Origin of the sequence: Methylocaldum marinum (assembly GCF_003584645.1) — a bacterium.
GTDB classification, from domain to species: domain Bacteria; phylum Pseudomonadota; class Gammaproteobacteria; order Methylococcales; family Methylococcaceae; genus Methylocaldum; species Methylocaldum marinum.
Genome location: NZ_AP017928.1, coordinates 4,664,575 through 4,689,579 on the forward strand (window position 1 = coordinate 4,664,575; position 25,005 = coordinate 4,689,579).

General features: G+C 59.7%; 21 protein-coding genes. 17 read left to right on the top strand and 4 right to left on the bottom strand.

Annotated features, from left to right (window positions below; all coding sequences use genetic code 11):
• Position 1 precedes the first annotated feature (1 nt).
• The 14 genes from sS8_RS20800 (at position 2) to sS8_RS20865 (ending at position 17,668) form a co-directional block, all read left to right on the top strand.
• Positions 2-625: a chemotaxis protein CheB gene (locus sS8_RS20800; protein WP_119631442.1), complete on the top strand. Its 624-nt coding sequence runs from the start codon at positions 2-4 to the stop codon at positions 623-625.
• On the top strand, positions 615-1,769 hold the full coding sequence (locus sS8_RS20805) for an ATP-binding response regulator (RefSeq protein ID WP_119631443.1): 1,155 nt from the start codon (positions 615-617) through the stop codon (positions 1,767-1,769). The genes sS8_RS20800 and sS8_RS20805 overlap by 11 nt, the downstream gene beginning before the upstream one ends.
• Positions 1,770-2,131: 362 nt before the next feature.
• On the top strand, positions 2,132-3,097 hold the full coding sequence (locus tag sS8_RS20810; RefSeq protein ID WP_084161956.1) for an IS110 family RNA-guided transposase: 966 nt from the start codon (positions 2,132-2,134) through the stop codon (positions 3,095-3,097).
• 227 nt (positions 3,098-3,324) lie between these two features.
• Positions 3,325-4,752: an undecaprenyl-phosphate glucose phosphotransferase gene (locus sS8_RS20815; RefSeq protein ID WP_119631444.1), complete on the top strand. Its 1,428-nt coding sequence runs from the start codon at positions 3,325-3,327 to the stop codon at positions 4,750-4,752.
• Positions 4,753-4,780: 28 nt separating this feature from the next.
• Positions 4,781-5,929, top strand: coding sequence for a polysaccharide biosynthesis/export family protein (locus sS8_RS20820; protein ID WP_197716592.1), 1,149 nt, complete (start codon positions 4,781-4,783; stop codon positions 5,927-5,929).
• A 234-nt stretch (positions 5,930-6,163) separates the two neighbouring features.
• Positions 6,164-8,404: a polysaccharide biosynthesis tyrosine autokinase gene (locus sS8_RS20825; RefSeq protein WP_232020374.1), complete on the top strand. Its 2,241-nt coding sequence runs from the start codon at positions 6,164-6,166 to the stop codon at positions 8,402-8,404.
• A 220-nt stretch (positions 8,405-8,624) separates the two neighbouring features.
• Entirely contained in the window at positions 8,625-9,941 is a 1,317-nt protein-coding gene (locus sS8_RS20830; protein WP_119631445.1) for an O-antigen ligase family protein, read from the top strand.
• Positions 9,942-10,006: 65 nt separating this feature from the next.
• A complete protein-coding gene (locus sS8_RS20835; protein WP_119631446.1) occupies positions 10,007-11,341 on the top strand; it encodes a lipopolysaccharide biosynthesis protein in 1,335 nt (444 codons plus the stop codon).
• Between the two features lie 74 nt (positions 11,342-11,415).
• Positions 11,416-12,411, top strand: coding sequence for a methyltransferase domain-containing protein (locus sS8_RS20840; protein WP_119631447.1), 996 nt, complete (start codon positions 11,416-11,418; stop codon positions 12,409-12,411).
• A gap of 22 nt (positions 12,412-12,433) precedes the next feature.
• The gene (locus sS8_RS20845) at positions 12,434-13,276 is read left to right on the top strand and encodes a glycosyltransferase family 2 protein (protein WP_232020375.1); all 843 of its coding nucleotides are present in this window, start codon (positions 12,434-12,436) and stop codon (positions 13,274-13,276) included.
• A 15-nt stretch (positions 13,277-13,291) separates the two neighbouring features.
• Positions 13,292-14,146: a glycosyltransferase family A protein gene (locus tag sS8_RS20850; protein WP_119631448.1), complete on the top strand. Its 855-nt coding sequence runs from the start codon at positions 13,292-13,294 to the stop codon at positions 14,144-14,146.
• Positions 14,147-14,151: 5 nt separating this feature from the next.
• On the top strand, positions 14,152-15,360 hold the full coding sequence (locus tag sS8_RS20855; RefSeq protein ID WP_232020376.1) for a glycosyltransferase family 4 protein: 1,209 nt from the start codon (positions 14,152-14,154) through the stop codon (positions 15,358-15,360).
• A gap of 70 nt (positions 15,361-15,430) precedes the next feature.
• Positions 15,431-16,357: a glycosyltransferase family 2 protein gene (locus sS8_RS20860; RefSeq protein ID WP_119631449.1), complete on the top strand. Its 927-nt coding sequence runs from the start codon at positions 15,431-15,433 to the stop codon at positions 16,355-16,357.
• 21 nt (positions 16,358-16,378) lie between these two features.
• Complete coding sequence (locus sS8_RS20865) at positions 16,379-17,668, top strand: HEAT repeat domain-containing protein (RefSeq protein WP_119631450.1); 1,290 nt, start codon at positions 16,379-16,381, stop codon at positions 17,666-17,668.
• 243 nt (positions 17,669-17,911) lie between these two features.
• Here sS8_RS20865 and sS8_RS20870 read toward each other — a convergent pair whose 3' ends face one another.
• Entirely contained in the window at positions 17,912-18,694 is a 783-nt protein-coding gene (locus tag sS8_RS20870) for a thioesterase II family protein (protein ID WP_119631451.1), read from the bottom strand.
• Positions 18,681-18,827 (bottom strand): hypothetical protein, encoded by a 147-nt coding sequence (locus sS8_RS28315; RefSeq protein ID WP_170161197.1) that lies wholly within the window; start codon positions 18,825-18,827, stop codon positions 18,681-18,683. The genes sS8_RS20870 and sS8_RS28315 overlap by 14 nt, the downstream gene beginning before the upstream one ends.
• A 765-nt stretch (positions 18,828-19,592) precedes the next feature.
• Here sS8_RS28315 and sS8_RS20875 point away from each other — a divergent pair.
• Entirely contained in the window at positions 19,593-20,150 is a 558-nt protein-coding gene (locus sS8_RS20875) for a recombinase family protein (protein ID WP_119631452.1), read from the top strand.
• Between the two features lie 124 nt (positions 20,151-20,274).
• On the opposite strand, the gene sS8_RS20880 is transcribed toward sS8_RS20875, so the two are convergent.
• The gene (locus sS8_RS20880) at positions 20,275-21,123 is read right to left on the bottom strand and encodes a lectin-like domain-containing protein (protein WP_119632924.1); all 849 of its coding nucleotides are present in this window, start codon (positions 21,121-21,123) and stop codon (positions 20,275-20,277) included.
• Between the two features lie 511 nt (positions 21,124-21,634).
• Here sS8_RS20880 and sS8_RS20885 point away from each other — a divergent pair.
• On the top strand, positions 21,635-22,822 hold the full coding sequence (locus tag sS8_RS20885; protein WP_119631453.1) for an acetylornithine transaminase: 1,188 nt from the start codon (positions 21,635-21,637) through the stop codon (positions 22,820-22,822).
• Entirely contained in the window at positions 22,819-23,718 is a 900-nt protein-coding gene (argF, locus tag sS8_RS20890) for an ornithine carbamoyltransferase (RefSeq protein WP_119631454.1), read from the top strand. Before sS8_RS20885 ends, argF begins: the two co-directional genes overlap by 4 nt.
• Positions 23,719-23,809: 91 nt before the next feature.
• Here argF and sS8_RS20895 read toward each other — a convergent pair whose 3' ends face one another.
• The gene (locus tag sS8_RS20895; RefSeq protein ID WP_119631455.1) at positions 23,810-24,790 is read right to left on the bottom strand and encodes a malate dehydrogenase; all 981 of its coding nucleotides are present in this window, start codon (positions 24,788-24,790) and stop codon (positions 23,810-23,812) included.
• Between the last annotated feature and the right edge of the window lie 215 nt (positions 24,791-25,005).

Here is a 25,005-nt window from a genome sequence, read left to right on the forward strand (position 1 = left end):
TATGGCATCGTGGCTTGCGCCGGTCCTCCCGGAAGTAATCGTGGTGGGCGGCTCCGCCGGAGCCCTCGATGCCCTTTCGATCCTGCTCGCCGACCTGCCCGATGATTTCGCGGTGCCCATCGTCATCGTCGTGCACCTGCCGCGGCGAAAGCGCAGCGCGCTGTCCGAGGTTCTTGCCGCCAAGCTGGGCCGCCCGGTGCGGGAACCGCTGGATAAGGAACCGGTCTCAGCTTCGATGATTTATGTCGCTCCGCCCGACTACCATTTGCTGATAGACCGGGGCATGACGTTCGCCCTTTCAGTGGACGAGCCGGTGAACTTCAGCCTACCCTCCATTGATGTTCTGTTCGAGTCCGCGGCGCGGAGTCTCGGCGGGGGCGCGATCGGGATTCTGCTTTCCGGCGCCAACGCCGACGGTGCGTACGGACTCAAAGTCATCGAAGACGCCGGAGGGCTTGCGTTCGTTCAGGCGCCGGCGGATGCTGCGATGCCGGCGATGCCGAACGCCGCCATTGCTTTGTGCGAACGGGCCGCAGTCCTGCCGGCCGCGGAAATTCGCGCGTATCTGATCCGGCTGGCGGGGCGCGGAGGAGAAAGTGGCCGAAAACGATACCATGACCGCTAAACCAAAAATCCTGTTGGTCGATGACCGCGAGGAGAATCTCGTGGCGCTGGCGGGGCTCCTGGGCGGGCATCACGCCGGCCTGCTGTGCGCGCATTCCGGCGAGGAGGCCCTCGATCTTCTGCTGGTGCACGAGGTGGCGCTGGCGCTGGTCGACGTGCAGATGCCCGGCATGGACGGATTCGAATTGGCCGAGCTGATGCGGGGAACCGAACGCACCCGTGAAATTCCCATCATTTTCGTCACCGCCGGCATACATGACCACACCCGGGTATTCAAGGGCTACGAGTCTGGGGCCGTCGATTTTCTGTTCAAGCCGCTGGACCCTCATATTCTTTCCAGCAAGGTCGCCGTTTTCATGCAGCTCTACCGGCAAAAGCGGGAGCTGGCGGAACGCGTGCGGCAGCTCGAAGTCGCGCTGGCGGAGCGGCAGCGGATCGAAAACGCCCTGAAGTCGGCGGATCGGCGCAAGAACGAATTTCTGGCCATGCTCGGCCACGAACTTCGGAATCCGCTGGCGCCGATCAGAAATGCCGCGCAAATCATAAAAAGATTGGACGTGTCGGATCCTAGGCTGCAAGCGGTTCAGCAAGTCATCGAACGTCAGACCGGCCATCTGGCCCGCCTGGTGGACGATCTCCTCGATATTTCCCGGATCGAGCAGGGCAAAATCACGGTCCGGAAGGCGCCGATCGAACTCTCCGCAGTGGTCGATCAGGCGCTGGAAAGCAGCCGACCCTTGATACAGTCCCGCCAGCACCGTTTGATCGTTTCGGTTCCGGATACCCCCGTTCCGCTCATGGGAGATGCCGAGCGCCTCGCGCAGCTGATCTCCAATCTGCTCAACAACGCCGCCAAATACACGCCGCCGGGCGGGACCATCTGGCTGACCGTGAGCCGGGAGGACCGGGAAGCTCTGATCCGGGTGAAGGACACCGGCGAAGGTATCGCGCAGCCCTTGCTGGCCCAAGTCTTCGAGGTCTTCACGCAGTCCGAGAGAACCCTCGATCGCGCTCAGGGCGGGCTCGGACTCGGTCTCGCCATCGTCAAGAAACTGGTGGAGCTACATCAGGGGCGCATCGAGGTCTTCAGCGAAGGTCCCGGAAAGGGGAGCGAGTTCTCGGTGTGGCTGCCGGTGTCTGCTTAGCGAACCGAACCGCCGGGCACGATCGAATTTCGGCGTTTCGCATGGGCGCAATCGTTCGTAGGTCGGCAATCCTTGCCGACGAAGACGCTCGGCCGGGCCGTGACGTCGGGAAAGGCTTCCCGACCTTGTATTATGAATTCCGTGTGGTTCGGAAGGGGTTGGAGAAGACTCCCGACCGGTCACCACAGGCCTGGAGGGCGCTCCAGGTTTGAGCGACTGGATGCCGTTCCCGCCCTTGGGACACCAAGCCCGTTGCGTAGATCGATGCAGCAGTCGCTCACCCTCATCGAGCGATCGAACAGTATCTTCGGCCCGGCTTGCCGGCAGCCCGCATTCACAAGGTAGATCATTTGAGGTTCATGATGCCCACGTTTTATCTCGGAATTGATGTCGCCAAAGCCAAACTGGACTGCGCGTTACGCCTCCCCAACGGGAAGTTCCGAACCAAAGTCATCGCCAACTCCCAAGACGGGTTCGCCACCCTCGTCACTTGGCTCACCGGCCCAGAGGCACGGAATGTTCACGTGTGTATGGAAGCCACTGGGGTGTATTGGGAAGACGTCGCCCAGTGCTTGGCTACCCAAGGGTTCACTGTCAGCGTCATCAACCCTGCCCAAATCAAAGCCTATGCCGCTTCCCGCTTAACCCGGACCAAAACCGATGCCGTCGATGCGCGCCTCATCGCCGAATTTTGCGCCGAGCGCCATCCGCCTCCCTGGCAGGCGAGAAGCGAAGCCGAAATCGCCTTGCGCGCGCTCGTGTTGCGTCTGGATGCGTTGCAAGCCCTGCGGACCCAGGAAAGTAACCGCCTGGAGGTCGCCCGGGACGCGGTGCGCACCAACATTCAAGAACACCTGAATTGGCTCGATCAGCAGATCAAGAGCCTGATCAAAACCATCAATGAGCACATCGACTCTAACCCCGATCTGAAGGGAAAGCGCGAATTACTCGAGAGCATCCCCGGTATCGGGGAACGCACCATCGCCATTCTGCTCGCCTTCTATGCCGAGCCCAGCCGCTTCGCCAATAGCCGACAAGCCGTCGCCTTCGCCGGGCTCGACCCGCGCCGGCAGGAGTCCGGAACGAGCGTGAAAACCAAGCCGCGGCTGTCCAAGGTCGGCCATGCCTTCTTGCGCAAAGCCCTCTACATGCCAGCCATGGTGATCCTGTATAAGACCGCTTGGGGCCAGCCCTTCAAGAACCGGCTCGCGCTCTCGGGCAAGCCCGCCAAGCTCATCATCGGTGCCATGATGCGCAAGCTCCTCCAGGTCGCTTTCGGCGTCCTCAAGTCCGGAAAACCCTTCGATCCAGCACTCCATGGCACTTGACCCGGATAACAGTATCTACTCGCGAGTTGCCTACGGCTGATATGAAAATGCTCCGGTACGACCCGCGCAAACTCGTCTCCGAAAATAATCCAATCTTCATCTCATTTTAATTTTTCTTTCGGCTGTTCGCTCATCTTGCTCCCGTAGGCTAATGGTCCAAGGCTGCTTCTCTTTGCAGGGACGGCCGCCTTGTCGATCTTGCGAGGAGTTATAAGAGGTTCACGAACATGCCAATCGGTTTCGGAAGCGTATTCAAAGGGCTTTACAAACAGTACGGGCACACGGTGATCGTGCTGTTGAGAGTTCTCGACGTCGCGATGCTGCTGGCCGCCGCTTGGGTCGCCTTTTATTTGTGGCATCAACAACCGGTCATCGACCAGGATCACCGGGTTGTCATCGCAATCGGCCTTCTGGGAACCATCATTTTCTTCGAGATCGGGCAGATCTACCGCCCCTGGCGGAGCGATGCGATGCGGGGGGAAGTCGTCCGCATCCTGCGCGCCTGGCTGTTCACCCTGATCTCGGTGGTATCCATCGTCGCCCTGGTCCGCCTGCATGTATGGCTCGGTTCCAGTTATCGCTGGATCGCGACCTGGGGCGTATTGGGCTTTGTTTTCATCGTCCTGATGCGGGCCGCGCTTTCGCGCGTGCTGAGGCTATTGCGCGCGCGCGGCTGGCAGCAGGGCCGCATCGTGATGGTCGGGCTGAACGAAATGGCGATGGCCGCGAGCCGGCAATTGAACGATTCGCCGTGGGCGGGCTTGCAGGTGATCGGTTATGTCGACGACCGCGTCAAACCGAGAGGCGCGATCGGGGAGATCGCGCTGCCGCGGCTGGGCGGGCTGAATGATCTGGCCCATCTGGTGGCCCGGGAAGAGGTGGATGAAGTCTGGGTGGCGTTTCCGTTCAAGGGCGAGGCGCGCGCGGAGCAGGTTCTGCACGAACTGCGCCATTTGCCGGTCAGCATACGGCTGGTGATCGACTGCTTCGCTTTCAAGATGAGCAAGTTTCTGAATCTGAACGATGTCGCCGGCATCCCGACGCTGGATATTTCGGTGTCGCCTCTGCACGGCATCAACCGCTATATCAAGGAAGTCGAAGACCGTCTGTTGGCGTTGATCCTCCTGATGCTCGCGAGCCCGGTCATGCTGCTCATCGCCGCCGGGGTCAAGCTCAGCTCGCCGGGGGCGGTGTTTTACCGGCAGGAACGCGTCGGCTGGAACAATCGCTCGTTCATCATGCTGAAGTTCCGGTCCATGCCGGTGAACGCCGAGGCGAATACCGGTCCGGTCTGGGCCAAGCCCGGCGAAAACCGCGCGACACCGTTCGGGGCTTTCCTGCGCAGGACCAGCCTGGACGAACTGCCGCAGCTGATCAATGTGCTTAAGGGCGATATGTCGCTGGTGGGGCCGCGCCCGGAACGTCCGGATTTCGTGGAAGTGTTCAAGGATCAGGTGCCGAACTACATGAAGAAGCACATGGTGAAAGCCGGCATTACCGGCTGGGCCCAGGTCAACGGCTGGCGCGGCGACACCGATCTGGTCAAGCGTATCGAGCATGACCTTTATTACATCCAGAACTGGTCGGTGTGGTTCGACCTGGAAATCGCCGCGAGAACCGTCGTGTCCGGTTTCGTCAACAAGAACGCCTATTGATTATCGATTTTGCAGGGGAGGGGAAGAGATGAGCGCATCGTCATCCTGGGATTGGTGGATTGGAGGGCCGGGGGGGGCCGCCGGGATTCTGGCGCTGTGGCTGGCCGTTTTTCTTTCCGGCTGTTCGCTGACGCCGGGCATGGACATGAAGCGGGGCAGCGATATCGCGGACGCCACCGTGCCGGTCATGAAGGACGGCAAGCTGGTCAAGGAGAAAGTGAAGATCGTTCCGATCACCGCCGATTTGATCATCGAGCGGGAAAACGCCAGGCTGCAGGACGCCAACACGCTCACGCTGCCGAATTCGGAACCGGAGCCTTACCGGGTCGGGCCGCACGATCGGCTGCAGATCACGGTTTGGGATCACCCCGAACTGAACGATCCGGGCGGCGAGGATATTCCTCCCGAACTGGCGGGCAAGTCCGTTCTCGATGACGGGACGATTTTCTATCCCTACGTGGGCACCGTTCACGTCGCGGGCAAGACCGTTGCGGAGATCAGAGACCTGCTGAGCGAGGGGCTTTCCAAATACTTCAAGAAGGTCAAGCTGGACGTGCGCGTGCTCGCGTTCCAGGCCCACAAGGTTGCCGTGGTGGGCGAAGTCAAGTATCCCGGCGTCCAGTCGATGGTGGATTCGCCGCTCAATGTCGCCGAAGCCATCAGCCGCGCGGGCGGCGTGACGACAGAGGCGGATCTGAGTCACGTGACCCTGGCGCGCGGGGAGAAGCTCTATCCGATCAACCTCCAGGCGCTTTATGAACAGGGCAATAACGGCCAGAACCTGCAACTGATGGCTGGCGACGTGCTGCACGTGCCCGATCGCTATCACGCCAAGGTCTTCGTCACCGGCGAAGTCGGCCGGCAGCAGGCGCTGCAAATCCACAAGGGCAGAATGACGCTCGCTCAGGCCTTGTCGGAATCCAACGGAGTCGACTTCAACACCTCGAACGCGGAGGAAATCTACGTCATTCGGGCCGGGCAGGCTAGGCCGGAAATTTTCCAGCTCAACGGTGAGTCGCCCGACGCCATGATCCTGGCCGAGCAATTCTCCTTGCAACCGCACGATGTCGTTTTCGTGGGCACGGCGGGCGTGACCCAGTGGTCGCGTGTACTCAACCAGTTGCTGCCGTCGTCGTTCAGCCAGGTCATGACGCGCGGGGCGTTCTATGGCTTCTAGGGCTTCCGGCCGGTACCCGGATGCGCTGAGGTACGAAGCGCATCCTTTCCGGGCCCGAGCGGATGGCATCCGGAATGATGCGCTTCACTTCGTTCAGCACATCCTACGAGCTTTTCCGGCGACGCCTTCGTCGGCAAGGGATTGCATATCTACAAGCGGCGGCGTGGGTCGGGACCGGAAGTCGGCGGTACTCGGCAAAGGGTCTTTCAACCGAATCGATACGTGGATTGAGTCATGAACATGCACGGACAAAACGAGATTAGCCTGCCTCCTCCGCCTAACTGGTCGCGGATCGAGGAGCCGAGCGTCAGTATCCGCGACTATGTCGATCTGCTGCTCGAAGGCAAGAAGACCATCTTGTTGACGCTGGTGTCGGTCTTGCTGGTGACGGTGGTCTACCTGGTTTTCGCGCCCCGTACCTATAAGGCGGATGCCTTGCTGAGGATCGACAAGAACAAGGCGCTGCTGACGGCCCCGCTCCGCAGCGAGACCAGTAAATCCCCGGCCGAGGCGGAGAATCCGCGGGCGCAGCGGGAGGTCGAGATTCTGAGGTCGCGCTCGGTGCTCGGCAAGGTCGTCGACGGTCTGAATCTGGCGATCGAAGCCTCGCCCCGCTATTTGCCGCTGATCGGCGAGACCCTCGCCCGTTGGCACGACCCGCGCGACGGGGTGGCCGGCGCCTGGTGGGGCTTCGACAGCTGGGCTTTCGGCGGCGAGAGGATCGAGATCGGCGAATTCACCGTTCCCGAGCGATACCTGGGAAAAGACTTCACCCTGATCGCCCTTGAAGAAGGGCGTTTCCGGCTGCTCGGCCCCAAGGACCAAGTTTTGGCCGAGGGGCGGGTGGGCGAAGGCCTCGAAATCGACGTGGGCGAAGAAAAACCCGTCGCGGTCAAGATCTCCGAACTCAAGGCCCACCCCGGCACCTATTTCGATCTGCGCCGGGAAAGCCGGCTGACGGCCATCGAAAAACTGAAGAAGGCGTTTTCCGTCAAGGAAGCGTCCAAGGACACGGACATTCTCAATGTCGAACTCAAGGGCCGCGAACCCCTGCAGCTCGCCAAATCCGTCAACGACATCGCCACCACTTATGTGAACGCAACGGTGAACTGGGAATCGGCGGAAGCCGGACAAAAGCTGGATTTTCTCGAAAGCCAGCTGCCGGTCGTGAAGGAGCGCCTGGAACGCGCGGAGCAGGCTTTGAGCGCTTACCGGCAGCAGCACGGGGCGGTCGATATCTCCGCCGAGGCCGAAGTGCTGTTGAAGCAGGCGGCGGAAATGGAAACCCTGGGCATCCAGCTCAGACAGAAATACGAGGAGCAGAACCAGCGGTTCACCGACGCTCATCCCGACATGATCGCCACCAAGGCCCAGATCAGCCGGGTGGAACGGAAGCTGTCGGACCTCAACAAGCGGATCAAGGAGCTGCCGCGCACCCAGCAAAACATGGTGAGCCTGTCGCGCGACGTGCAGGTCAATACCGAGCTGTATACCTCGCTGCTGAACAGCGCCCAGGAACAGCGCGTGGCGGCCGCCGGATCGATCGGCAATTCCCGCATCGTCGATTTTGCCGTCACGCCGGAGAAGCCCTATTGGCCCAAGCCGGTTCTGCTGCTGGCCATAGCCTCCGTGCTGGGGCTGACCGCGGGCTCGGCGATCGTGTTCCTGCGCAACTCTTTGCAGCGCCATAACAATCACCCCGCACTGCTGGAATACCAGGTCGGTATTCCGCTTTACGCGGCGATTCCGCACAGCAAGAAGCAGAAGCGTCTGGCCAAGCTGACCGATCAGGATCAGCCGGCGGTACTGGCCAGCCAGGCGCCCCACGATATTTCGGTCGAGTCGCTGCGCGCCCTGCGTACGACCCTGGAAGCGACGCTCGCCAGCGGCGAGAGCAAGGTCATCATGATCAGCAGTCCCGCGCCGGGCATGGGCAAGTCCTTCGTCAGCTCGAACCTGGCGGCGCTCCTGGCGAGCATCCGGAAGCGGGTGCTGATCATCGACGCCGACCTTCGTAACGGCCGGCTGCACGAGGCCTTTTCCGCCCGCAAGGAACTGGGGCTTTCCGATCTCCTGTCCGGGACGGCTTCGCTGGCCGAGACCATTACCAGCCTTCCGGACGTCGGCGTGGATTTCATCTCGAAGGGGCGGAACGTCTCCAATCCCGCCGAACTCCTGGTGCTCGGCGGCCTGGAAGAGATCCTGGAGGATCTCAAGGCCTTCTACAACCATATCGTGATCGATTCGCCGCCGATCCTGGGCGCCACCGACGCCGCCATCATCGGCAAGCACGCCGACGCCACTTTCCTGGTGGTCAAGGAGGGGCGCTACACGGCGCAGGAGTTGGAAGTCAGCTTCCGCCGCTTCCAGCACGTGGGGATCAGGCCGAACGGCTTCATCATGAACGACATGAAGGAAGGGTCTTCGTATTACCCGTATTACGGGTATGGGTATGGTTATCCGAAGGCGGTTTAAAGGGAGGTGTTGGCTGTATGTCGAGAGAAAGCGTAGAGGTTGTAGGCCGGGATAAGACGGTAGCCATTTCCGGCAATGTGCCATATCCGCCACGGTTTGCCGGAAACGCTGATGTCAACCACGCGCTACAGTATGGTCGCTGGTTAAATGGTGAGTGTTCCTCCCGGTTGCTGCGCCGAGCACCAGCTTTCGGCCGGAACAGTCCTTGGCGTTGTAACCGATGAAAATCCAAGTCGAAAAAGACCTTCCCATGCTTCTGATCGTGCTGGTCAGCGTGTCGGCCGTGGCCTCGCTGCCCCAGGTCGACTCGGCCTGGAACGGGGTCAAGGAAGTTTACGGGGAGCAGGATTTCGGTTTGCGCATATTGCGTGAAGTGATGCTGGCGGTCATCGTCGCTTACGCCGCGCTGGAACGGCGGTTCTGGAACGGCGCGGCGAGCGGTTCGATGTTCGCTTTTCTTGCGGTGGTCGCGAGCTATGCGCTGTTCGAGGTCGCCTACGCGCTGTTTCTGGATCTGCCCTTGGTGGTGCCGCTGGCCGGGCTTCGGGTGTTCGAATATCTGCCGCTGGCCCTGATCGGCTACATGACGGCGCGGCTGGGTGCCGCCGAGCAGGTCGTTCAGAAATTCACGTCCCTGCTTCGTTTCTACATCGTCCTGCAGGGCGGTTTGGCCATTGCCCAGGCGCTGTGGGCGCCGCCCCTGGTCGGAGTGTCGATTCTGGGCGGCGGCCGTCCCTTCGGGACCTTCGTCAGCCCCAACCTGTTCGGGGCGGCGATGTCGACCTGCACGCTGTTCTTCGCGCTGGCCGAAGACCCGAAGGTCCGCAAATGGATGTACGCGACCACCTTTCTGGCTTTGTTGAGCGGGTCCCGCACGGCCCTGTTGAGTTCCTTTCTGGTCCTGTTCTTCCAGTTCTATCAGGCGGTGCGTCCCCGCGACCGCTGGGCACTGGTTCTGCCCGCGCCGGCGCTCGCGGTGGGGGCGCTGCTGCTGGCCTCGAGCCCGCTGCTGAGCGGGCGGGACGATGCCGATCCCACCCAGGACGGACGTATCGCCCTGTGGCAAAGAATGCTGAGCAACAATATCAACGACGTGCCGGACCTTTTGTTCGGGTGGGGTCTCGGCCTCGGGTCCAATACCATCAATATCTTGTTCGGCGCCGAACATTTTCCGGGCCAGTTCGACTCGGACAGCCTGTACCTTTTCCTGCTCAACGGTTACGGATTGATCGGCCTCCTCGCCTATCTGGTCTTCGTCCGGATGTCCGCCCGCATCTCGGGCCATTCCCGTAAAGGATTGGTGATGACCTTCATCTTCGTGGCGGGTCTGCCGTTCAATCTTTGGGAGTACTTCCCGCAGAACGCAATGCTGATGTTCCTTTGGGGCGCGGTACTGGGAACCGCGCGCAAACCGCATTTACTGCCGTCCGGTGCGGCACGGCGCAGATTCGACGCGCTCTCCCTCACCCCGACCCATCTCCCGGCGGGGAGACGGGAGTTCGAGTCTCTCTCCCGGTGGGAGAGGGATTTAGGGTGAGGGCATGGGGTTGAGCGGGATAACCCTGTCGGGTCGTACGAGCGTGAAGGAGAGCTATTTCGGTTATGGCGAACAAAACCGTTGACACCGGTTCCGGGCGGCGAATCTTCGGAGACGCCTCCTGGGCGCTGCTCGGCCAGCTCGGGTCGGGTGTCGTGCTTCTGCTCGGCACCCGAATTATCACTGAACTGGTTTCGCCAGATGTTTACGGCCAAGTCGCCCTGCTGACCGGAGTCGTGGCGCTGGGCGTCGCCATTTTTGCCTACCCGTTCATCTGCGCGGGAATGCGTTTGCTGCCCGAGTGCCAGGAGAGGGAACAGCGGTCGGGACTGTATCGGGCGGTGCGCGGCCTGGCTGCGCGGTCGAGTTTTGTTGCCATGGTGTGTCTGGCCCTAGGAGGGGCGGCGTACTGCCGGAGGACGGGGTTCGATCCCTGGCTGTTCGGGGTCGCTGCCCTGCTTTTTGCCGCCACAGTGCACAGGGAAATCGGGATTCAATTGTTGATCGGCGAACGCCGGCAGCGCGAGGCCAGTCTTTGGCAGACCAGTGACAGTATTCTGCGCCCGCTGATTGCCGTGCTGTTAGTGTGGCACTGGGGCGCGAACGGTGCCTGGGTGTTGCTGGGCTACGCCTGCGCCAGTATTGCCGCGAGTGCGGTCCGGTCGTTATTGCACCGGCCGAAGCGGAGCGAAAAATTTCGGGGGCAAGCTCCGGCCGAGTCGCGGAATCGCAAGCGGGAGATTTGGGCATACGCGCTGCCGCTGATTCCGATGGAACTCCTGTCCTGGTTCAGCGGCCTGGGCGACCGTTACATCGTCGGTTACCTGATGAGCGCGGCGGACGTAGGTGTTTATGCGGCCGCCTACACCCTGACCAACGAGGCTTTCAACCGCAGTGCCATGGTGCTGCTGCGCACCTTCCAGCCGGTGTATTTCCAGCATTTCTCCGCGGGCCGGAAACCGCGGGCGTTCAAGATCTTCTGGATTTGGCTGGCTTGCGTGGCCGCCATGGGGGCCGGGGGTGTGGCGGCCCTGGTATTGCTGAAGGACTGGGTGGCCGCCTTGCTGCTGGCGGAAACCTATCATTCGGCGGCCGTGCTGATGCCCATTATCGGGGCCGGCTGCGCGCTGCAGGCTTTGGGAGTGGTGGCGGCACAACCGCTGCTGGCGGAGAAACGGACTCGGCTCATGCTGTTCGGTCGTTCGTGCGGAGCGATCGCCGCCCTTGTCGCCATTCCGCTGATGGTGCAGGCCTACGGCCTGATCGGAGCAGCCACGGCCGCACCCGTTTATTTCGGTTGCGAGGCGCTGATCATGGCCCTGCTGGCGAGACCCTGGCGGATGATCGGCGCGGCCGGGCGGGAGGCATTGTGCCCGACGCCCGGAGCCACGCGTTGTTGAGCGGCACGATGATGCGAATCGAAAAATTTGGTCTTCGGCCAACGAATTCAACTCTTTCCTAAGGAGTCCGGTAAATGCCCATACCTTCGTATTTTTTCTCCGATCTGGCCTGGGGCGGGGTCGATACGGCGCCGGCGTCGCCCGGGTCCGCCTCATTCGGAGAAGTTCTGCGCGAATGCGTGGCTTGCGGCAGCGGGAATCTTCGATTTTGGCGCACGAAACGGTTCCGGTACACGCTCGGCGACAGCGGCGAGGCATTCCATATCTGGCGCTGTTCCGATTGTGGCACGGGCTTTTTGAATCGGGCGCCCGATGGGGATGGGCCGAAATCCATCTACCAATATTCCGGCCAAGCGCTGACCGAGCCGGTGACGGCCGCGGACATACTCACGCGCGAGGCGAAGTTCCCGAACATCACGCTCGACGCCGCGCGCATGGCGAGGGACGCCGATCGCTATAACGCTTCGGGAAACAAGCGAGCGCTGGACGTCGGTTCGGGCTTCGGCTTCTACACGCAGGCGCTTCGAAAACAGGGTTATCGCACCGTCAGTATCAATCCGGGCAAATACGAAAACGCGGTATTCAAGGCGCTCAATGGGGATGAGCCCATACCCATCATGCTGGAGTCTTTTCAGGATTCGGAACCGTTCGGGGTCATTTTGATGTCGCAGGTGCTGGAGCACATTCCGGAACCGCGGCAGGCGATCGAAAAAATGGCCGGGCTATTGGCTCCGGGCGGAGTTCTGGCCTACGCCGTACCCAATTTCGGTTCATTCCCGGTAAAGCTTCTCGGCCCCCGGGATAATGCCTGTTTATGTGTTCCGGAACATATCAATTACTTTACCGAGAAGGGTCTGAAAACACTTCTTGAAAACAATGGACTCAAGGTGATGAACATGGAACAGATAACCAGACTCCAGCCGAATACATTATCCAGGCGCCTTAACGGCGGGGAGAAACTGTCGTCCTTTCTGGTATCCCTGGTGGCGCGCCTGCAGAACCCGTTTTCCAGAGTCGTAAATTCGCTTGGAATGGGTATTTACCTCAGCGTCTACGCTATCAAGATTTAGCCGATTCAATGGAAGAGAGGGTATGAAAAACCGTTTGCTGACCGTGGTTATTCTGACCAAGAACGAGGAAGACAATCTCCCGCGCTGCCTGGACGGAATACCGCGCAGATACCTTATCGTCATTGTGGATTCCGGGAGTACCGACCGGACGATCGCGATCGCCAAGCAACGCGGCTGCATGGTTTATCACAATCCTTGGCCGGGATTCGCGGAGCAGCGCAATTTCGCGCTTCAGCACTGCAATGTCCGTAGCCGCTGGGTATTGTTCGTCGATGCGGACGAGGTTTATCCGGTGAAATTCTATAACTGGTTCGAATCCCAGATTGCGGGTTCGGACTCGACCGATGTGGTGATGGTGCCGTCGATTCTTTATTTGCGCGGGAAGCCTCTGAAATATGCTCCGGGCTACCCCATCTACCATCCGAGACTGGTGCGCAGGGATACCGTGAAATTCGTCACCAATCATACCGGCCACGGCGAAGCCGTGACCGATACCTGCCGCTGTTCGTATTCTCCCATTGCCTACGACCATTATTTCTATCACGGCGAGATTATCGAATGGATGCACAAGCATGTCGGGAAGGCCGCGCAGGAGGTGCAGCTGCGTCCCACGGCGGGCGCCGTGATGACGGCGCGCGGCCGCATGAGCGTGTGGCTCGGGCGTTCGGCGTTCAGGATATTCGCCCGATTCCTGTATCACTTCGTATTACGGCGGGGGTTCTTGGACGGTGCCGCGGGGCTGGAGTTCGCTCTGATGTTCACCTGGTATGAAGCCACGATATACCTGCAAGCCAAGGTGAAGCGTGATCGGAGTCAGGTTCTTCCGGTGGAGGCGGAGCCTTGCTCGAAGGCAATCCAGAAATAGAGGAGGCTTATTTCCATGAAATGTTCACTTATTCTGGCGACCTTGGGTAGGGATGTCGAGCTGATCCATTTTTTGAATTCCTTGCAAAATCAGACCTACCGGGATTTCGAGTTGATCATCATCGATCAAAACAGGGACGGAAAAATAGATTCGGTTATCGCCGCATGCAGGATGCGGTTTCCCGTAAACCACATAAAAGTGGAATTCAAGGGTAATTCCAGGGCCAGAGATTACGGGATTCGTTACGCTCAGGGCGACGTCATCGCATTTCCGGATGACGATTGCATTTACGAAAAGGATGTCTTGGAAAAAGTGGTCGATAGATTTCGGGACAAGCCTGATATCGCCATTTTATCGGCCGGTTCTTATGATTTCTCGAAAACTCATTTCAGCATAGGCGTCAACTCGAAGGCACCGCGATATTTTTCCCAGTATTACATGATGGGCGTGGAGTTTACCCACTTTTTCAATCTGTCGCGGATGGAGCGGAGCGAGTTTTATCTGGATCACGATTTCGGGATAGGATCGAAGTATCCAGGCGCCGAGGGTTTCGAGTTGCTTTACCGGTTGCTACGCGGCGGAAACAAGGCTTTTTACGAGCCCGCCATACGCATCTATCATGCCGACAAGGATAATTACAGAGTCGGCAAGGACAGGATGCTTTTGTATTCCGCCGGCGTCGGCGCCTATATCCGTAAATTCGCGAATGAATATGATTTGTCGATGCTGTATTACATCGCGAGAAAGATGTTTATCGCGCCGATGGTGAAAATGGCGCTGGCCGCAGTCTTGTGCAACCGGAAAAGATTTCTTTATTCCTACAACAACCTGATTGGCATATGGCGGGGCTTCTGTGCGTATGGGAGATAAAAACGATGGCTAGCACGATGGATGTAGGCGTGGTTTCCACGCATATACCGCCTGCCAAGGGGTACGGCGGAGTGTCGGTGACCGCCGGCGTTCTAACCCGGGCATGGGCCGAGTCGGGCTGCGGGATTTCGCTGGTGGCGTCCAGTGAATCGATCGATCGCCGCCTAAAGCCGACGGATGTGCAACTGGGCAATACCGTGAAGGTCAGCCTTTATCGCTCCTACTGGTTCAGGCGCTGGGGCTTCGGACTCGGGGCCGTGCCCAGGCTGTTCGGTTTGTGCCTGAGAGCGCCGGTCGTCTATATCCACGGCATTGCGACCTGGCCTGCCACGCTGGCGGCCCTGTTCTGCGTGCTGCTCGGCCGCCGTTTCATGGTTGCGGTGCACGGGGGACTGATGCCCGAGCATGTCGCGCTGATCCGCCGCCGAAAGCCGCATAAATGGCTGTTTTATAAATGGCTGACCTTTCCCACGCTGCGCCGCGCGATCGCCATCCATTGCACCAGCGAAACCGAGGCGGCAGGGGTAACCGAGGCGCTAGGCGGAGATGTCCGGATTCTGCTGGTTCCGAACGGCATCGACAGCCGTGCCGTATCGGTTGCGGACTACCCGGAGGGAGAGGGCATCCAAATCTGTTTTCTCGGCCATGTCCAGCAGGAGAAAGGCATCAATGCTTTTATCCGGGCCTGGCTCAAAACCCGGCGCCCTGCCGACCGGCTGGTGGTCGCCGGGCGCAGCGTGGACGGGGCTTATTTCAAGGAGTTCCAGGCCCTGCTCGAACAGGCCGGCGGGGCGATCCGCTACCGAGGCTATCTCGGGCAGGCCGAAGTCGCGGCGCTACTGGCCGAAAGCCATTACCTCGCGCTTCCGTCCGGTCTCGAGGAAACCGGCGGCATGCGCGAGAATTTCGGCAACGTGGTGGCCGAGTCCATGGCCGCGGGACGCCCGGTCCTGGTCGCGCGCGGTCTGGTCTGGGATCACGTCGAATCGATAGGGGCCGGTTTCATTTTCGACCGTGCGGAGGATTCGGCCTGCGAAATCCTGCGCCGGGCGCAGTCACTGAGCCGGGAGGCGTGGCGGCGAATGTCCGTAAACGCCCGCGGCTACGCCGAGACGAAGCTCGATCCCGTGCAACTGGGCGAGCAGGTCCGGCGGGTGTTGCAGGGCTCGGACGCGGCCGCGTCCGAGGACATAGCTCTTTGTAGGCCGGACTGAGCGTATCCTGCGCATGGTCGCCGGGAGTTCGGCCACAACTCGATTCATTCGCACCACTCGGAGTTCGCCCATGACCAAGATCGGCCTGATCGTCCCCACCCTGAACGCAGGTGCCCTCTGGCCATCCTGGCTTACCGCATTCGAGCGGCAAACCCGGAGGCCCGACCGTCTTCTGGTCATCGATTCGTCGTCCGACGACGATACGGTTGCGCTGGCGCGTTCCTACGGTTTCGGCGTGCATGTCATCGCCAAAGCCGATTTCAACCACGGCGGAACCCGCCAGCTCGGGATCGGCCTCTTGCACGACGCCGAGATCATCGTGTTCATGACGCAGGACGCCTTGCTTGCCGGTCCCGACGCCATCGAGCGGCTTCTGGAAGCGTTTGCGGACGAGCGTGTCGGCGCGGCTTACGGCCGCCAGCTCCCGCATCGGGACGCCAAGCCGATCGGTGCCCATGCGCGTCTATTCAATTATCCGCCGCAGAGCCGGGTGCGGAGCCTGGAGGATCGCCGCCAGCTGGGCATCAAAACCGCCTTCATCTCCAATTCGTTTGCCGCCTACCGGCGCAGCGCCCTGCTCGACGTGGGCGGGTTTCCGACCGATACCGTGATGAACGAAGACACTTTCGTGGCCGGCAAAATGCTGTTGTCGGGCTGGAAAGTCGCCTACCGTGCGGATGCCCGGGTCCACCATTCGCACGATTATGCTTACGCCGACGAATTCAAGCGCTATTTCGACATCGGCGTGTTTCACGCCCGGACTCCCTGGCTGCAGGAGACCTTCGGAAAAGCAGCGGGCGAGGGGCGGCGCTACGTCGTTTCGGAACTGCGCTATCTCGCAAAGAACGCGCCGCGGCTGGTTCCGTCCGCCGTCCTGCGCAGCGGCCTCAAGTGGCTGGGCTTCAAAATGGGGAGTTCGCTGCACCGCAAGCTGCCGCTGTTTCTCAACCGGCGGCTTAGCCTGCACAGGGCCTACTGGCGTCGAGCTTTGCCCTGAGAGGGTGTTCCGAGCCGTGGCATGAGCAAGGTACAGGGAAAGCTCCGGCCGGCGTTGCTCTTCGGATATCTTTTTTCCGTCGGGATAGTGGCCGAGGAGTCTCCGCCCGTGGGGGTTCTGATCGATGCCGCCAGGGAAAGCAATTCGGTGGTTCGTCGCGAGGCTATAGAAAAGCTGGGTGAAATCGGCGACCCCCGGGCATTCGATTCCGTGGTCGGCGCCTTGAACGACGATAACCCGGAGGTTCGGCGGAAAGCCGCCGAAGCCTTGGGCGAGCTCAAGGACCCGCGGGCGGTCGCAGCCTTGCTCGACACCCTGAGAGACGGCGATTCGGCGGTGCAGTGGGCGGCGGCCGTGGCGCTCGGGGAGATGGAGCGAAAGGCGGTCCGGCCTCTGGTCGATGCGCTCGAGCACGGTGAACCGCCGGTTCGGTGGGGAGCCGCGAAAGCGCTGGGAGAAATCAAGGATGCCGCGGCCGTGGAGCCGCTGATCGACGCCTTGTTCGACAGCGACGCCCTGGTTCGCCGCGAAGCCGCGGAGTCGCTGGGATATCTGCGCGACTCCCACGCGGTGCCGGCGTTGACCGAAGCTTTGAAGGACGAGGAACCCTCGGTCCAGTGGGATGCCGCGGTCGCGTTGGGACGCTTGCACGACGCGCGGGCGGTCGATGCTTTGATCGGGGCGCTCGAGGACAGCGAGGTGGGGTTTCGAACCAAGTTGACCGAAGCGCTGGCGGCGATCGGACCGCCGGCTTCGGAGCCCCTGGTCGCGGCATTGCGCAGCAACGACCCGGCGGTCCGGGCCGGGGTGACCGAAGCCTTGGGGAACATCGGCCAACCGGCGATCGACGCATTGATTGCCGGATTCGGGGATGGCGACGCCCGGTTTCGGGGTGTGGCCAGGGAAACGCTGTTGATACTGGGGGCCGATGCAATATCCCCATTGATCGCCGCTTTGGATGATGATAATTGGCGAATTCGCAGCGGGGCCGCAACGGTACTGAGTAAAGCCAAGGACTCGCGGGCGGGGGATGCCGTTGCCGCAAGAATGAAGTGCCTCGCCCCGGTGGCCGACGCTCACGGCGAATTGATCGAAACCGGACAGCCCGGAACCGAGGACAGTCTCATCGACGCCCTGACTCTTCTGGGAAATGCGCAGATGGCGCGGGATTTCATCGACAGCGGAAACCCCTCGCTGGAAGAAGCCGGGCGCCTATGGTTCGAGGACCACGGGCAGACCGTGCACAGTTCGTCGGAGAAGGCGAAAGGCAAGCGTCCACGCTGGGGGCGGCCAAAGTCGTTTGTCCCCTAAAGCGAATTCATCTCACTCAAACGGACTAACAGCCTTGATGGAAGTCGTTGGCGCCTTCGGCCAGGGCAAATCGACTCAAGTATTCGTCGGCAAAGGATTGCCGACCTACGACCGTGCACCCCGTAGGTCTTCTATCCATGAGGACCGAAAGACCGCCGGTATTCCGCGTTCGACGGACCCCGATCCTCGTTGTTTTGCCATGCGCCGAAACCGAGCGTAGTCCGGAAGACGGTCACCGCCGCTCTACCACTCGCTGCCCCGTGCTTTCCAGCCATTCGCCAGTCCGTGGATGCGGTTTTGTACGGTTTCCAGGACGAGATCGGGGCACTCGAGAATGAAGAAGTGTCCACCCGGGATGCGCACCAGGCTGAAATCGCCGTCGGTCTTTTCTCCCCAACCGGTCATCTCGTCCGGCGTGACGAGTTTGTCCGCGAGTCCCGCCAGAGCGGTCAGAGGACAATCCAGCATGAGACCCGGCGTGTAGAGATAGGTCTCGTTGAGACGGAAATCGGCACGCAACATGGGTAAAAGTATCTGAAGCATTTCCTCATGTTCGAGTATTTTCGCGGGGGTTCCGCCGTAGTCCCGCAAAGCGTCGACCAGTTCGGCATCGGGCAGGTGATGTAAGGTGCGGTTGCGCCGCGGCCGGTCCGGCGAACGATAGCCGGAAACGATCACGTGGGCCGGGCTGACGCCCCGTTCCTTCAAACGCCTGGCCAGTTCGTAAGCGATCAATGCGCCCATGCTGTGCCCGAACAGAATGAATGGCCGGTCGGCCAAGGCCAGTAAAGCCGGCAGCAGCGGGTCCAAAAGCTGATGCAGATCGCCGATCGGCAGCTCGTCCAAGCGGCGCTCGCGGCCGGGTAGAAGCGCGCTGTATACATCCACGCCTCGCAGGCGGTTGCCCCATTCCCGGTAAATGGCCGCGCCGCCGCCGGCGAAAGGGAAGGCGAACAGGCGCACCGGGGCGGTGGCCGGATGATTCTGATAACGGACGAACCACTCGGAAGGACTAACCACGGACATGCTCTTCTCCGTTTCCGTCTTGAGCCGAAGCCGTCGATCTTTCTTGTGGGTTCCGGGAATGGATGCCGGCGCCGAGCTGCTCGCCCGGAGCCGAGTTTTCTCCTTCGACGGCGTAAAGAATGAGTTCGCTCATATCAGGGCTTCTCCTGGGTTGACCTGTATTTGATTCGCTTCATTGATGAGAGCCTCGAGGTTCCGCGCGGGAAGGCGCGTCCCCGGAGGCCTGTAGGTTCGAAAGCGCTTCCTTCAAATGGCCGGTTTCGGCTTCTCGTGATGCCATCCAAGACCGCCATGTTCTCGGTTTTTCATCATTCGGTCTGCTGTCGTGGCAAGGGCGATTTGATCCGGAAAGTCTGAACGCCGAAGTTAAACGGTTCTATTGCCATTCTCCATTGCCGGTGCATTTTAGGCGACCCGCCGATAAGCGGAAGGGTCATGACGAATGGCGGAGAGAGAACAGCCCGATATCGTATCCGCTACAACCGTGTGTTGTTTCCGGCAATCATCAAGAAAGTGCGCCTTAGAGCCTATCCCAGTAGGTCTTCAAAACCCTTCGACAAGCTCAGGGCGAACGACCTACGGAGATAGGCTCTTAATGTATCGAGAAGGGCATTCGACAATACAAGTGAATATTCACATTGACATCCTTCCCTCAGCTCGCGCCCGGAATCGCTCCGCGAGCGAGCGGAACCGCCAATTCGATCCCTAATTCCAACGGTGCGCCTTCGTTCTGCGGGTTATGTAATCCAAAACGTACAAAAAAATCAGTAATGGATTACAAGCATTTTTGCGAATGTTGGACAAAGATTACATATATGAAAATATCTTGTCACAGCAATATTCCTGGTTTGAGCTGGCATTGGTCGATGCTCTTACCGTTGCCAAGACGGCTTGAGACATGTTGATCGGATACGCGCGAGCTTCGATATTCGATCAAACCCTGGCCCAGCAGCACGATGCTCTGAGTGGGGCCGGTTGCGCCAGGATTTTTGAGGACCGGATAACCGGATCCAAGGCTCTCCGGCCCGGGTTGAGTCGGGTTTTTGCGGTCGCACGCTCCGGAGACGTGCTGGTCGTCTGGCGCCTGGATCGCTTGGGCCGCTCATTACGGGATCTGATCGATCTGATGGGGAAGCTCAAGCGCAGGGGTATCGGGCTTAAAAGTCTTCAAGAATCGATCGACACGACCTCGGACAGCGGCAAGGCGATTTTCCCGCTTTTCGACGCGCTTGCCGAGTTCGAACGAAATCTGAATCGCGAGCGGACAAGGGCCAGGCTCAACGCCGCCAGCGCCGAGGGGCGTAGGACCGGGAGGCCGAAAAGGCTGGCGCCGGCCAAGCGCCGGCTGGCGGTCAGCCTGTATCACCAGCGTGAACAATCCGTCGACGAGATCTGCCGGATGATGGGCATCTCGAAGCCCACGCTCTATAAATATGTCGAAGAAGCGGATGAGTAAGAGTGAAATTGCGCCGCGTTCGGTCCGGTTCGATCACGGGTGTTTATCGGAACGTTTTGGTTGTAAGAAAAACGGCGCCAAAAGGCGCCGTTGATTGCTGAAAGCGTTCGCGCACAAGAAAGCGTCATTGTGTTTTTCGACGCATCCTAACGGCGGCTAAAAAGCCGATTCCCATTAAACCCAGCACTCCGGGTTCGGGCACTGCGCCGATGGGGGCGAAGGTGTCGTTGAACTGCCATGCCAAGATGTCGTGATTCCCGTAGCCTGAACCGGTAGCGGAAGTAAAGCCGACAAACACGTTTGGCGTTTGCAAAACCGTGGTCAGGTCGACGATAAGCGATAAACCCGCAGATGATGGCCGGTTGTTCGTGTCCGACCAGCGGGCTTCCAAAGTATCCGTGAGGCCGTTGTAATCGACCCACGCGTACCAGACATTTCCATTGTCGAAGTTCGGAGACAGTTCGCCGGTAGATACGACGGAGTCGACGCTTCCATTCAGGTCGATGCCGACGTGATTGCTGCCACCGGTTTCGTCAAGGCCAACATTAAAATAAGTGTCGAATTCGATGGCCAAGCTATTGCCGATGCCGGCATATCCGATTCCTTGGCCGATACCGCCTGCGGTGTCGGATACTGTTTGAATCGTAAAGGTCAAACCGTCAGCACCACCCCCAGCACCTCCTGCATCGGTGATTCGAAACTGGAATGCCGAGCTAAAGGACACGTCGTTCGCCAGAGTAACCGGAGAAGTGGAAAAGAATGAACCGCTTTGAATGAAATTTGCGGACGTAAGACGGATTGCATTCCCAACCTGGGTGGCAGTTCCGTTGAGAGTGAGTCCGGCAGTGCTGGAAAAATCGTTGTACGACAATGAGAGCGCCTTGGCGCTTTCTGTACTCAGAACGCCAATGAAGGCGAATACAGTAACTGGGACGATCCTGGTGATACTTTTTGATGTCATTGTTGATGTCATTGTTTTAGCTTCCGAGATATCGAAAAGTAGATTTGGTCTTGTTTTTCGTCAGAGAGCTCAACGATTAGAGCTCATGGGGGTAAGCATGGATTGAGCCAGTCGCTATTTTGTCCGTTAATACAGATATTTACGATATATAGCGTCCGCTGAGTAAATGTTTTGTAAATTGTTATGACTTTCTTAACTTTTTCTAACTGACAAGGTCTGCTGGCCTGGTTGAATGACACGAAAAGTCATCCCGCGAGTTCCGAGCGCTTTTCACCTTTTCCGATCCGGTGGCTGGCGATTTGCGCCGGCACTCGGCAGCGTTCGTGGCAACTCGCCGAGCCCGGCCTCCGCCGATCTGTGCACGGTTCATCCGCGCGCCGCTCGAAGACGGGGGCTATGGCACCTGCGATCACGGTATAGTCAAGCCCCCGAGCGCTTGTGCCAGGGTTTTTTTTCAATATAATGTTTCCCTTCTTTTCGGGGCAGTCTTGCGACTGCCTTTTTATTTTGGGGAAGAAGAGTGATGACCAGTCAGGTAATGCCGACTTATGCCCGGTTGCCGATAACGTTCGACCGGGGCGAGGGTGCATGGCTTTGGGACACGGAGGGCAAGCGCTATCTGGACGCCATTTCCGGCGTGGCGGTATGCAGCCTGGGTCATGCCCATCCGGCAATCTCCCGCGCCATCTGCGAACAGGCGGGCAAATTGCTGCACACCTCCAACATTTATCGAGTCCAGTTGCAGGAAAAGCTAGCCGGCGAATTGTGCCGCCTGAGTGGACTGGATAACGCCTTTTTCTGTAATTCCGGAGCGGAAGCCAACGAGGCCGCTCTCAAAATCGCCCGCCGTTACGGGCATCATCGCGGCGTAGAGCGGCCGGCCGTGGTCGTCATGGAGGGCAGCTTTCACGGGCGTACGCTCGCGACCTTGAGCGCCACCGGCAATCCCAAGGTGCAGGACGGCTTCGAACCCCTGGTCGAAGGTTTCATCCGGGTACCCTACGGCAGCGTAGCCGCCGTCGAGGCCGTCAATGATTCCAATGTCGTGGCCGTTCTGGTTGAACCGGTGCAGGGCGAGGGCGGCGTACGGGTTCCGACCGACGATTATCTGTCCGGCCTTCGCCGCGTCTGCGACCAGCGCGGCTGGCTGTTGATGCTGGACGAGGTCCAGACCGGCATCGGCCGGACCGGCAAATGGTTTGCCTTCCAGCACTACGGCATCATGCCCGACGTCATGACCCTGGCCAAAGCCCTGGGCAACGGTGTACCGATCGGCGCCTGCCTCGCTAGAGGGATCGCCGCGGATATGTTGACCGCAGGCAAGCACGCGTCCACCTTCGGCGGCAATCCCCTGGCTTGCAGTGCCGCACTGGCCGTATTGAAGACGATCGCCGAAAACGGCCTGGTGCAACGTGCGGGAGAACTGGGTGAGCGTCTGCTGTCCGGGATTCGCGACAAACTGGCGGGCAACCCTCGCGTGGTCGATATTCGCGGAAAAGGGCTGATGATCGGCATCGAACTCGATACCCCTTGCACCGATATGGTTGCTCAGGCGCTAAACCGGGGCCTTTTGATCAATGTCACGGCGGATCGAACGATACGCTTGTTGCCGCCGTTTGTTTTAAACGAAGATGACGAGAACGTGCTGATCGAAGGCATCTCTGCTCTGGTCGCCGACTATACGGCCCAGAGAGCCGGAGAAAGCGTATGAAACCGCGTCATTTGATTACACTGTTGGACCTGAGCAACGACGAATTCCGTGCGCTCATCCGGCGCGCCATCGAACTCAAGCATCTCAAGAGCCCCTACGAACCGCTGAAAAACAAAGTGCTCGGGATGATGTTCGAGAAATCCTCGACCCGCACGCGCCTGTCGTTCGAAGTCGGCATGGTGCAGTTCGGCGGCGCCGCGATTTTTCTGTCGCCTCGGGATACCCAGCTGGGACGGGGCGAACCCATCGAGGATTCCGCCCGGGTCGTCTCGCGCATGGTCGATGGGGTGATGCTGCGCACTCATTCTCATAAGGCCGTGGAAACTTTCGCAGCTTACTCCCGGGTACCGGTCATCAACGGCCTGACGGATAGATTTCATCCGTGTCAGCTGCTCGCCGACATGCAGACCTATTTCGAACACCGGGGCGATATCGTCGGTAGGACGGTGGCCTGGGTCGGGGACGGCAACAATATGTGCCAGACTTACATCCACGCGGCGGGACTACTCGATTTCGAGCTTCGGATCGCTTGTCCCGCGGGCTACGAACCCGAATCAGCGCTGGTCGATTGGGCCGGCGGTCGGGTGGAGTTGCTGAGAAATCCGTCGGAGGCGGTGCGCGGAGCGGATCTGGTCGTGACCGACGTTTGGGCGAGCATGGGGCAGGAATCCGAACAAACCGAGCGCAATAAGGCTTTCCAGGGCTATCAGGTGGACGCGTCTTTGATGAAGCTTGCGGCTCCGGACGCTTTGTTCATGCATTGCCTGCCGGCGCACCGCGGCGAAGAGGTCAGCGCGGAAGTGCTGGAAGGGCCGCAAAGCGTGGTATGGGACGAGGCGGAAAACCGTTTGCACTCGCAAAAGGCCTTGCTGGAGCTGCTGCTGGTTACGAACTGACTTCCCATAAGTGGGGCGGTGGCCGGGATTGTGCCACTGCCCCGCAGCATCAGTGGTGCCGGACCGGCATTTACAATGCACCGGCCGGTCTTCAGCGAAGGAGGTGCCGCACCGCTTCCCGTTCGGCCAATAGTTCGGCCTCGGTTATCTGGAGCCTGTTGCGGCTGAACTCATTGATTTCCAGATTCTGTACGATTTGGTACCGCGCATTCTCGGTTTTCACGGGGTAGGAAAACATGAGACCCGGTGTGACGCCGTAACTGCCGTCGCTGAGAATGGTCATGCTGGTCCAATCGCCGGCAGGTGTGCCGAATAACCAATCCCGCATATGGTCCAAAGCCGCATTGGCAGCAGAAGCGGCGCTCGATTTTCCGCGTGTTTGAATCACGACCGCGCCGCGGTTCTGTACGGTCGGGATAAAATCCTTTTCGTACCAATCCCATTCGAGCTTGTCGAGAGCGGGCTTTCCCCGGACCAGTGCATGATGCAAATCCGGGTACTGGGTAGTTGAATGATTGCCCCAGATGATCACCCGCTTGATTTCGCTTACCGGGCAACGGCAATGCATGGCCACCTGGCTTTTTGCCCGATTGTAGTCGAGCCGGGTCATCGCGGAAAAATTTTCCGGCGGAAGTTCGGGCGCATTGTGTTGGGCGATCAAGGCATTGGTGTTGGCGGGATTACCGACCACCAGCGTTTTGACGGTCCGCTTGGCGGAAGCGTTGAGCGCTCGCCCCTGGACGGCGAATATATCCGCATTCACTCTTAGCAAGTCCCTGCGCTCCATGCCGGGACCGCGGGGCTTTGCGCCGATCAGGAAGGCGAGATCGGCGTTTTCGAAAGCCACATAAGGATCGTCGGACACGACCACATCGTGGAGTAAGGGCGCGGCGCAATCGATAAGTTCCATTTTTACGCCGTCCAATCCGGCGATTGCCTCGGGAATTTCGAGCAAATGCAGGACGATGGGTTGATCATCGCCCAGCAGATCTCCTGCAATCAGCCGAAACAGCAATGCGTAACTGATTTGTCCCGCCGCTCCCGTAACGGCAATGTGCGCAGGCGTTTTCATGTGATTACCCTTTTTATAGTACTAGAGCATTGGGCCGCGGCATCAAGGCCGCTGAGCAATTCCCTGCTCGAAAACCTCTCTGACATTAGACAGGTGTACGGCGCGATTCGCCATTTCATTCTATCCATTGGCCCTTCTCCGAATACCGTTACGAGCCGGCTACCATACTTCAAACCTGTGCTGGATTTGTGGGGGTGGCTCCGATTCCGCGAAGC

Coding starts and splice junctions, on each gene's coding strand:
- sS8_RS20800 (WP_119631442.1), top strand. CDS start 2: ATGGCATCGTGGCTTGCGCCGGTCCTCCCGGAAGTAATCGTGGTGGGC.
- sS8_RS20805 (WP_119631443.1), top strand. CDS start 615: ATGACCGCTAAACCAAAAATCCTGTTGGTCGATGACCGCGAGGAGAAT.
- sS8_RS20810 (WP_084161956.1), top strand. CDS start 2,132: ATGCCCACGTTTTATCTCGGAATTGATGTCGCCAAAGCCAAACTGGAC.
- sS8_RS20815 (WP_119631444.1), top strand. CDS start 3,325: ATGCCAATCGGTTTCGGAAGCGTATTCAAAGGGCTTTACAAACAGTAC.
- sS8_RS20820 (WP_197716592.1), top strand. CDS start 4,781: ATGAGCGCATCGTCATCCTGGGATTGGTGGATTGGAGGGCCGGGGGGG.
- sS8_RS20825 (WP_232020374.1), top strand. CDS start 6,164: ATGAACATGCACGGACAAAACGAGATTAGCCTGCCTCCTCCGCCTAAC.
- sS8_RS20830 (WP_119631445.1), top strand. CDS start 8,625: ATGAAAATCCAAGTCGAAAAAGACCTTCCCATGCTTCTGATCGTGCTG.
- sS8_RS20835 (WP_119631446.1), top strand. CDS start 10,007: ATGGCGAACAAAACCGTTGACACCGGTTCCGGGCGGCGAATCTTCGGA.
- sS8_RS20840 (WP_119631447.1), top strand. CDS start 11,416: ATGCCCATACCTTCGTATTTTTTCTCCGATCTGGCCTGGGGCGGGGTC.
- sS8_RS20845 (WP_232020375.1), top strand. CDS start 12,434: ATGAAAAACCGTTTGCTGACCGTGGTTATTCTGACCAAGAACGAGGAA.
- sS8_RS20850 (WP_119631448.1), top strand. CDS start 13,292: ATGAAATGTTCACTTATTCTGGCGACCTTGGGTAGGGATGTCGAGCTG.
- sS8_RS20855 (WP_232020376.1), top strand. CDS start 14,152: ATGGCTAGCACGATGGATGTAGGCGTGGTTTCCACGCATATACCGCCT.
- sS8_RS20860 (WP_119631449.1), top strand. CDS start 15,431: ATGACCAAGATCGGCCTGATCGTCCCCACCCTGAACGCAGGTGCCCTC.
- sS8_RS20865 (WP_119631450.1), top strand. CDS start 16,379: ATGAGCAAGGTACAGGGAAAGCTCCGGCCGGCGTTGCTCTTCGGATAT.
- sS8_RS20870 (WP_119631451.1), bottom strand. CDS start 18,694: ATGTCCGTGGTTAGTCCTTCCGAGTGGTTCGTCCGTTATCAGAATCAT.
- sS8_RS28315 (WP_170161197.1), bottom strand. CDS start 18,827: ATGAGCGAACTCATTCTTTACGCCGTCGAAGGAGAAAACTCGGCTCCG.
- sS8_RS20875 (WP_119631452.1), top strand. CDS start 19,593: ATGTTGATCGGATACGCGCGAGCTTCGATATTCGATCAAACCCTGGCC.
- sS8_RS20880 (WP_119632924.1), bottom strand. CDS start 21,123: ATGACATCAACAATGACATCAAAAAGTATCACCAGGATCGTCCCAGTT.
- sS8_RS20885 (WP_119631453.1), top strand. CDS start 21,635: ATGACCAGTCAGGTAATGCCGACTTATGCCCGGTTGCCGATAACGTTC.
- argF (WP_119631454.1), top strand. CDS start 22,819: ATGAAACCGCGTCATTTGATTACACTGTTGGACCTGAGCAACGACGAA.
- sS8_RS20895 (WP_119631455.1), bottom strand. CDS start 24,790: ATGAAAACGCCTGCGCACATTGCCGTTACGGGAGCGGCGGGACAAATC.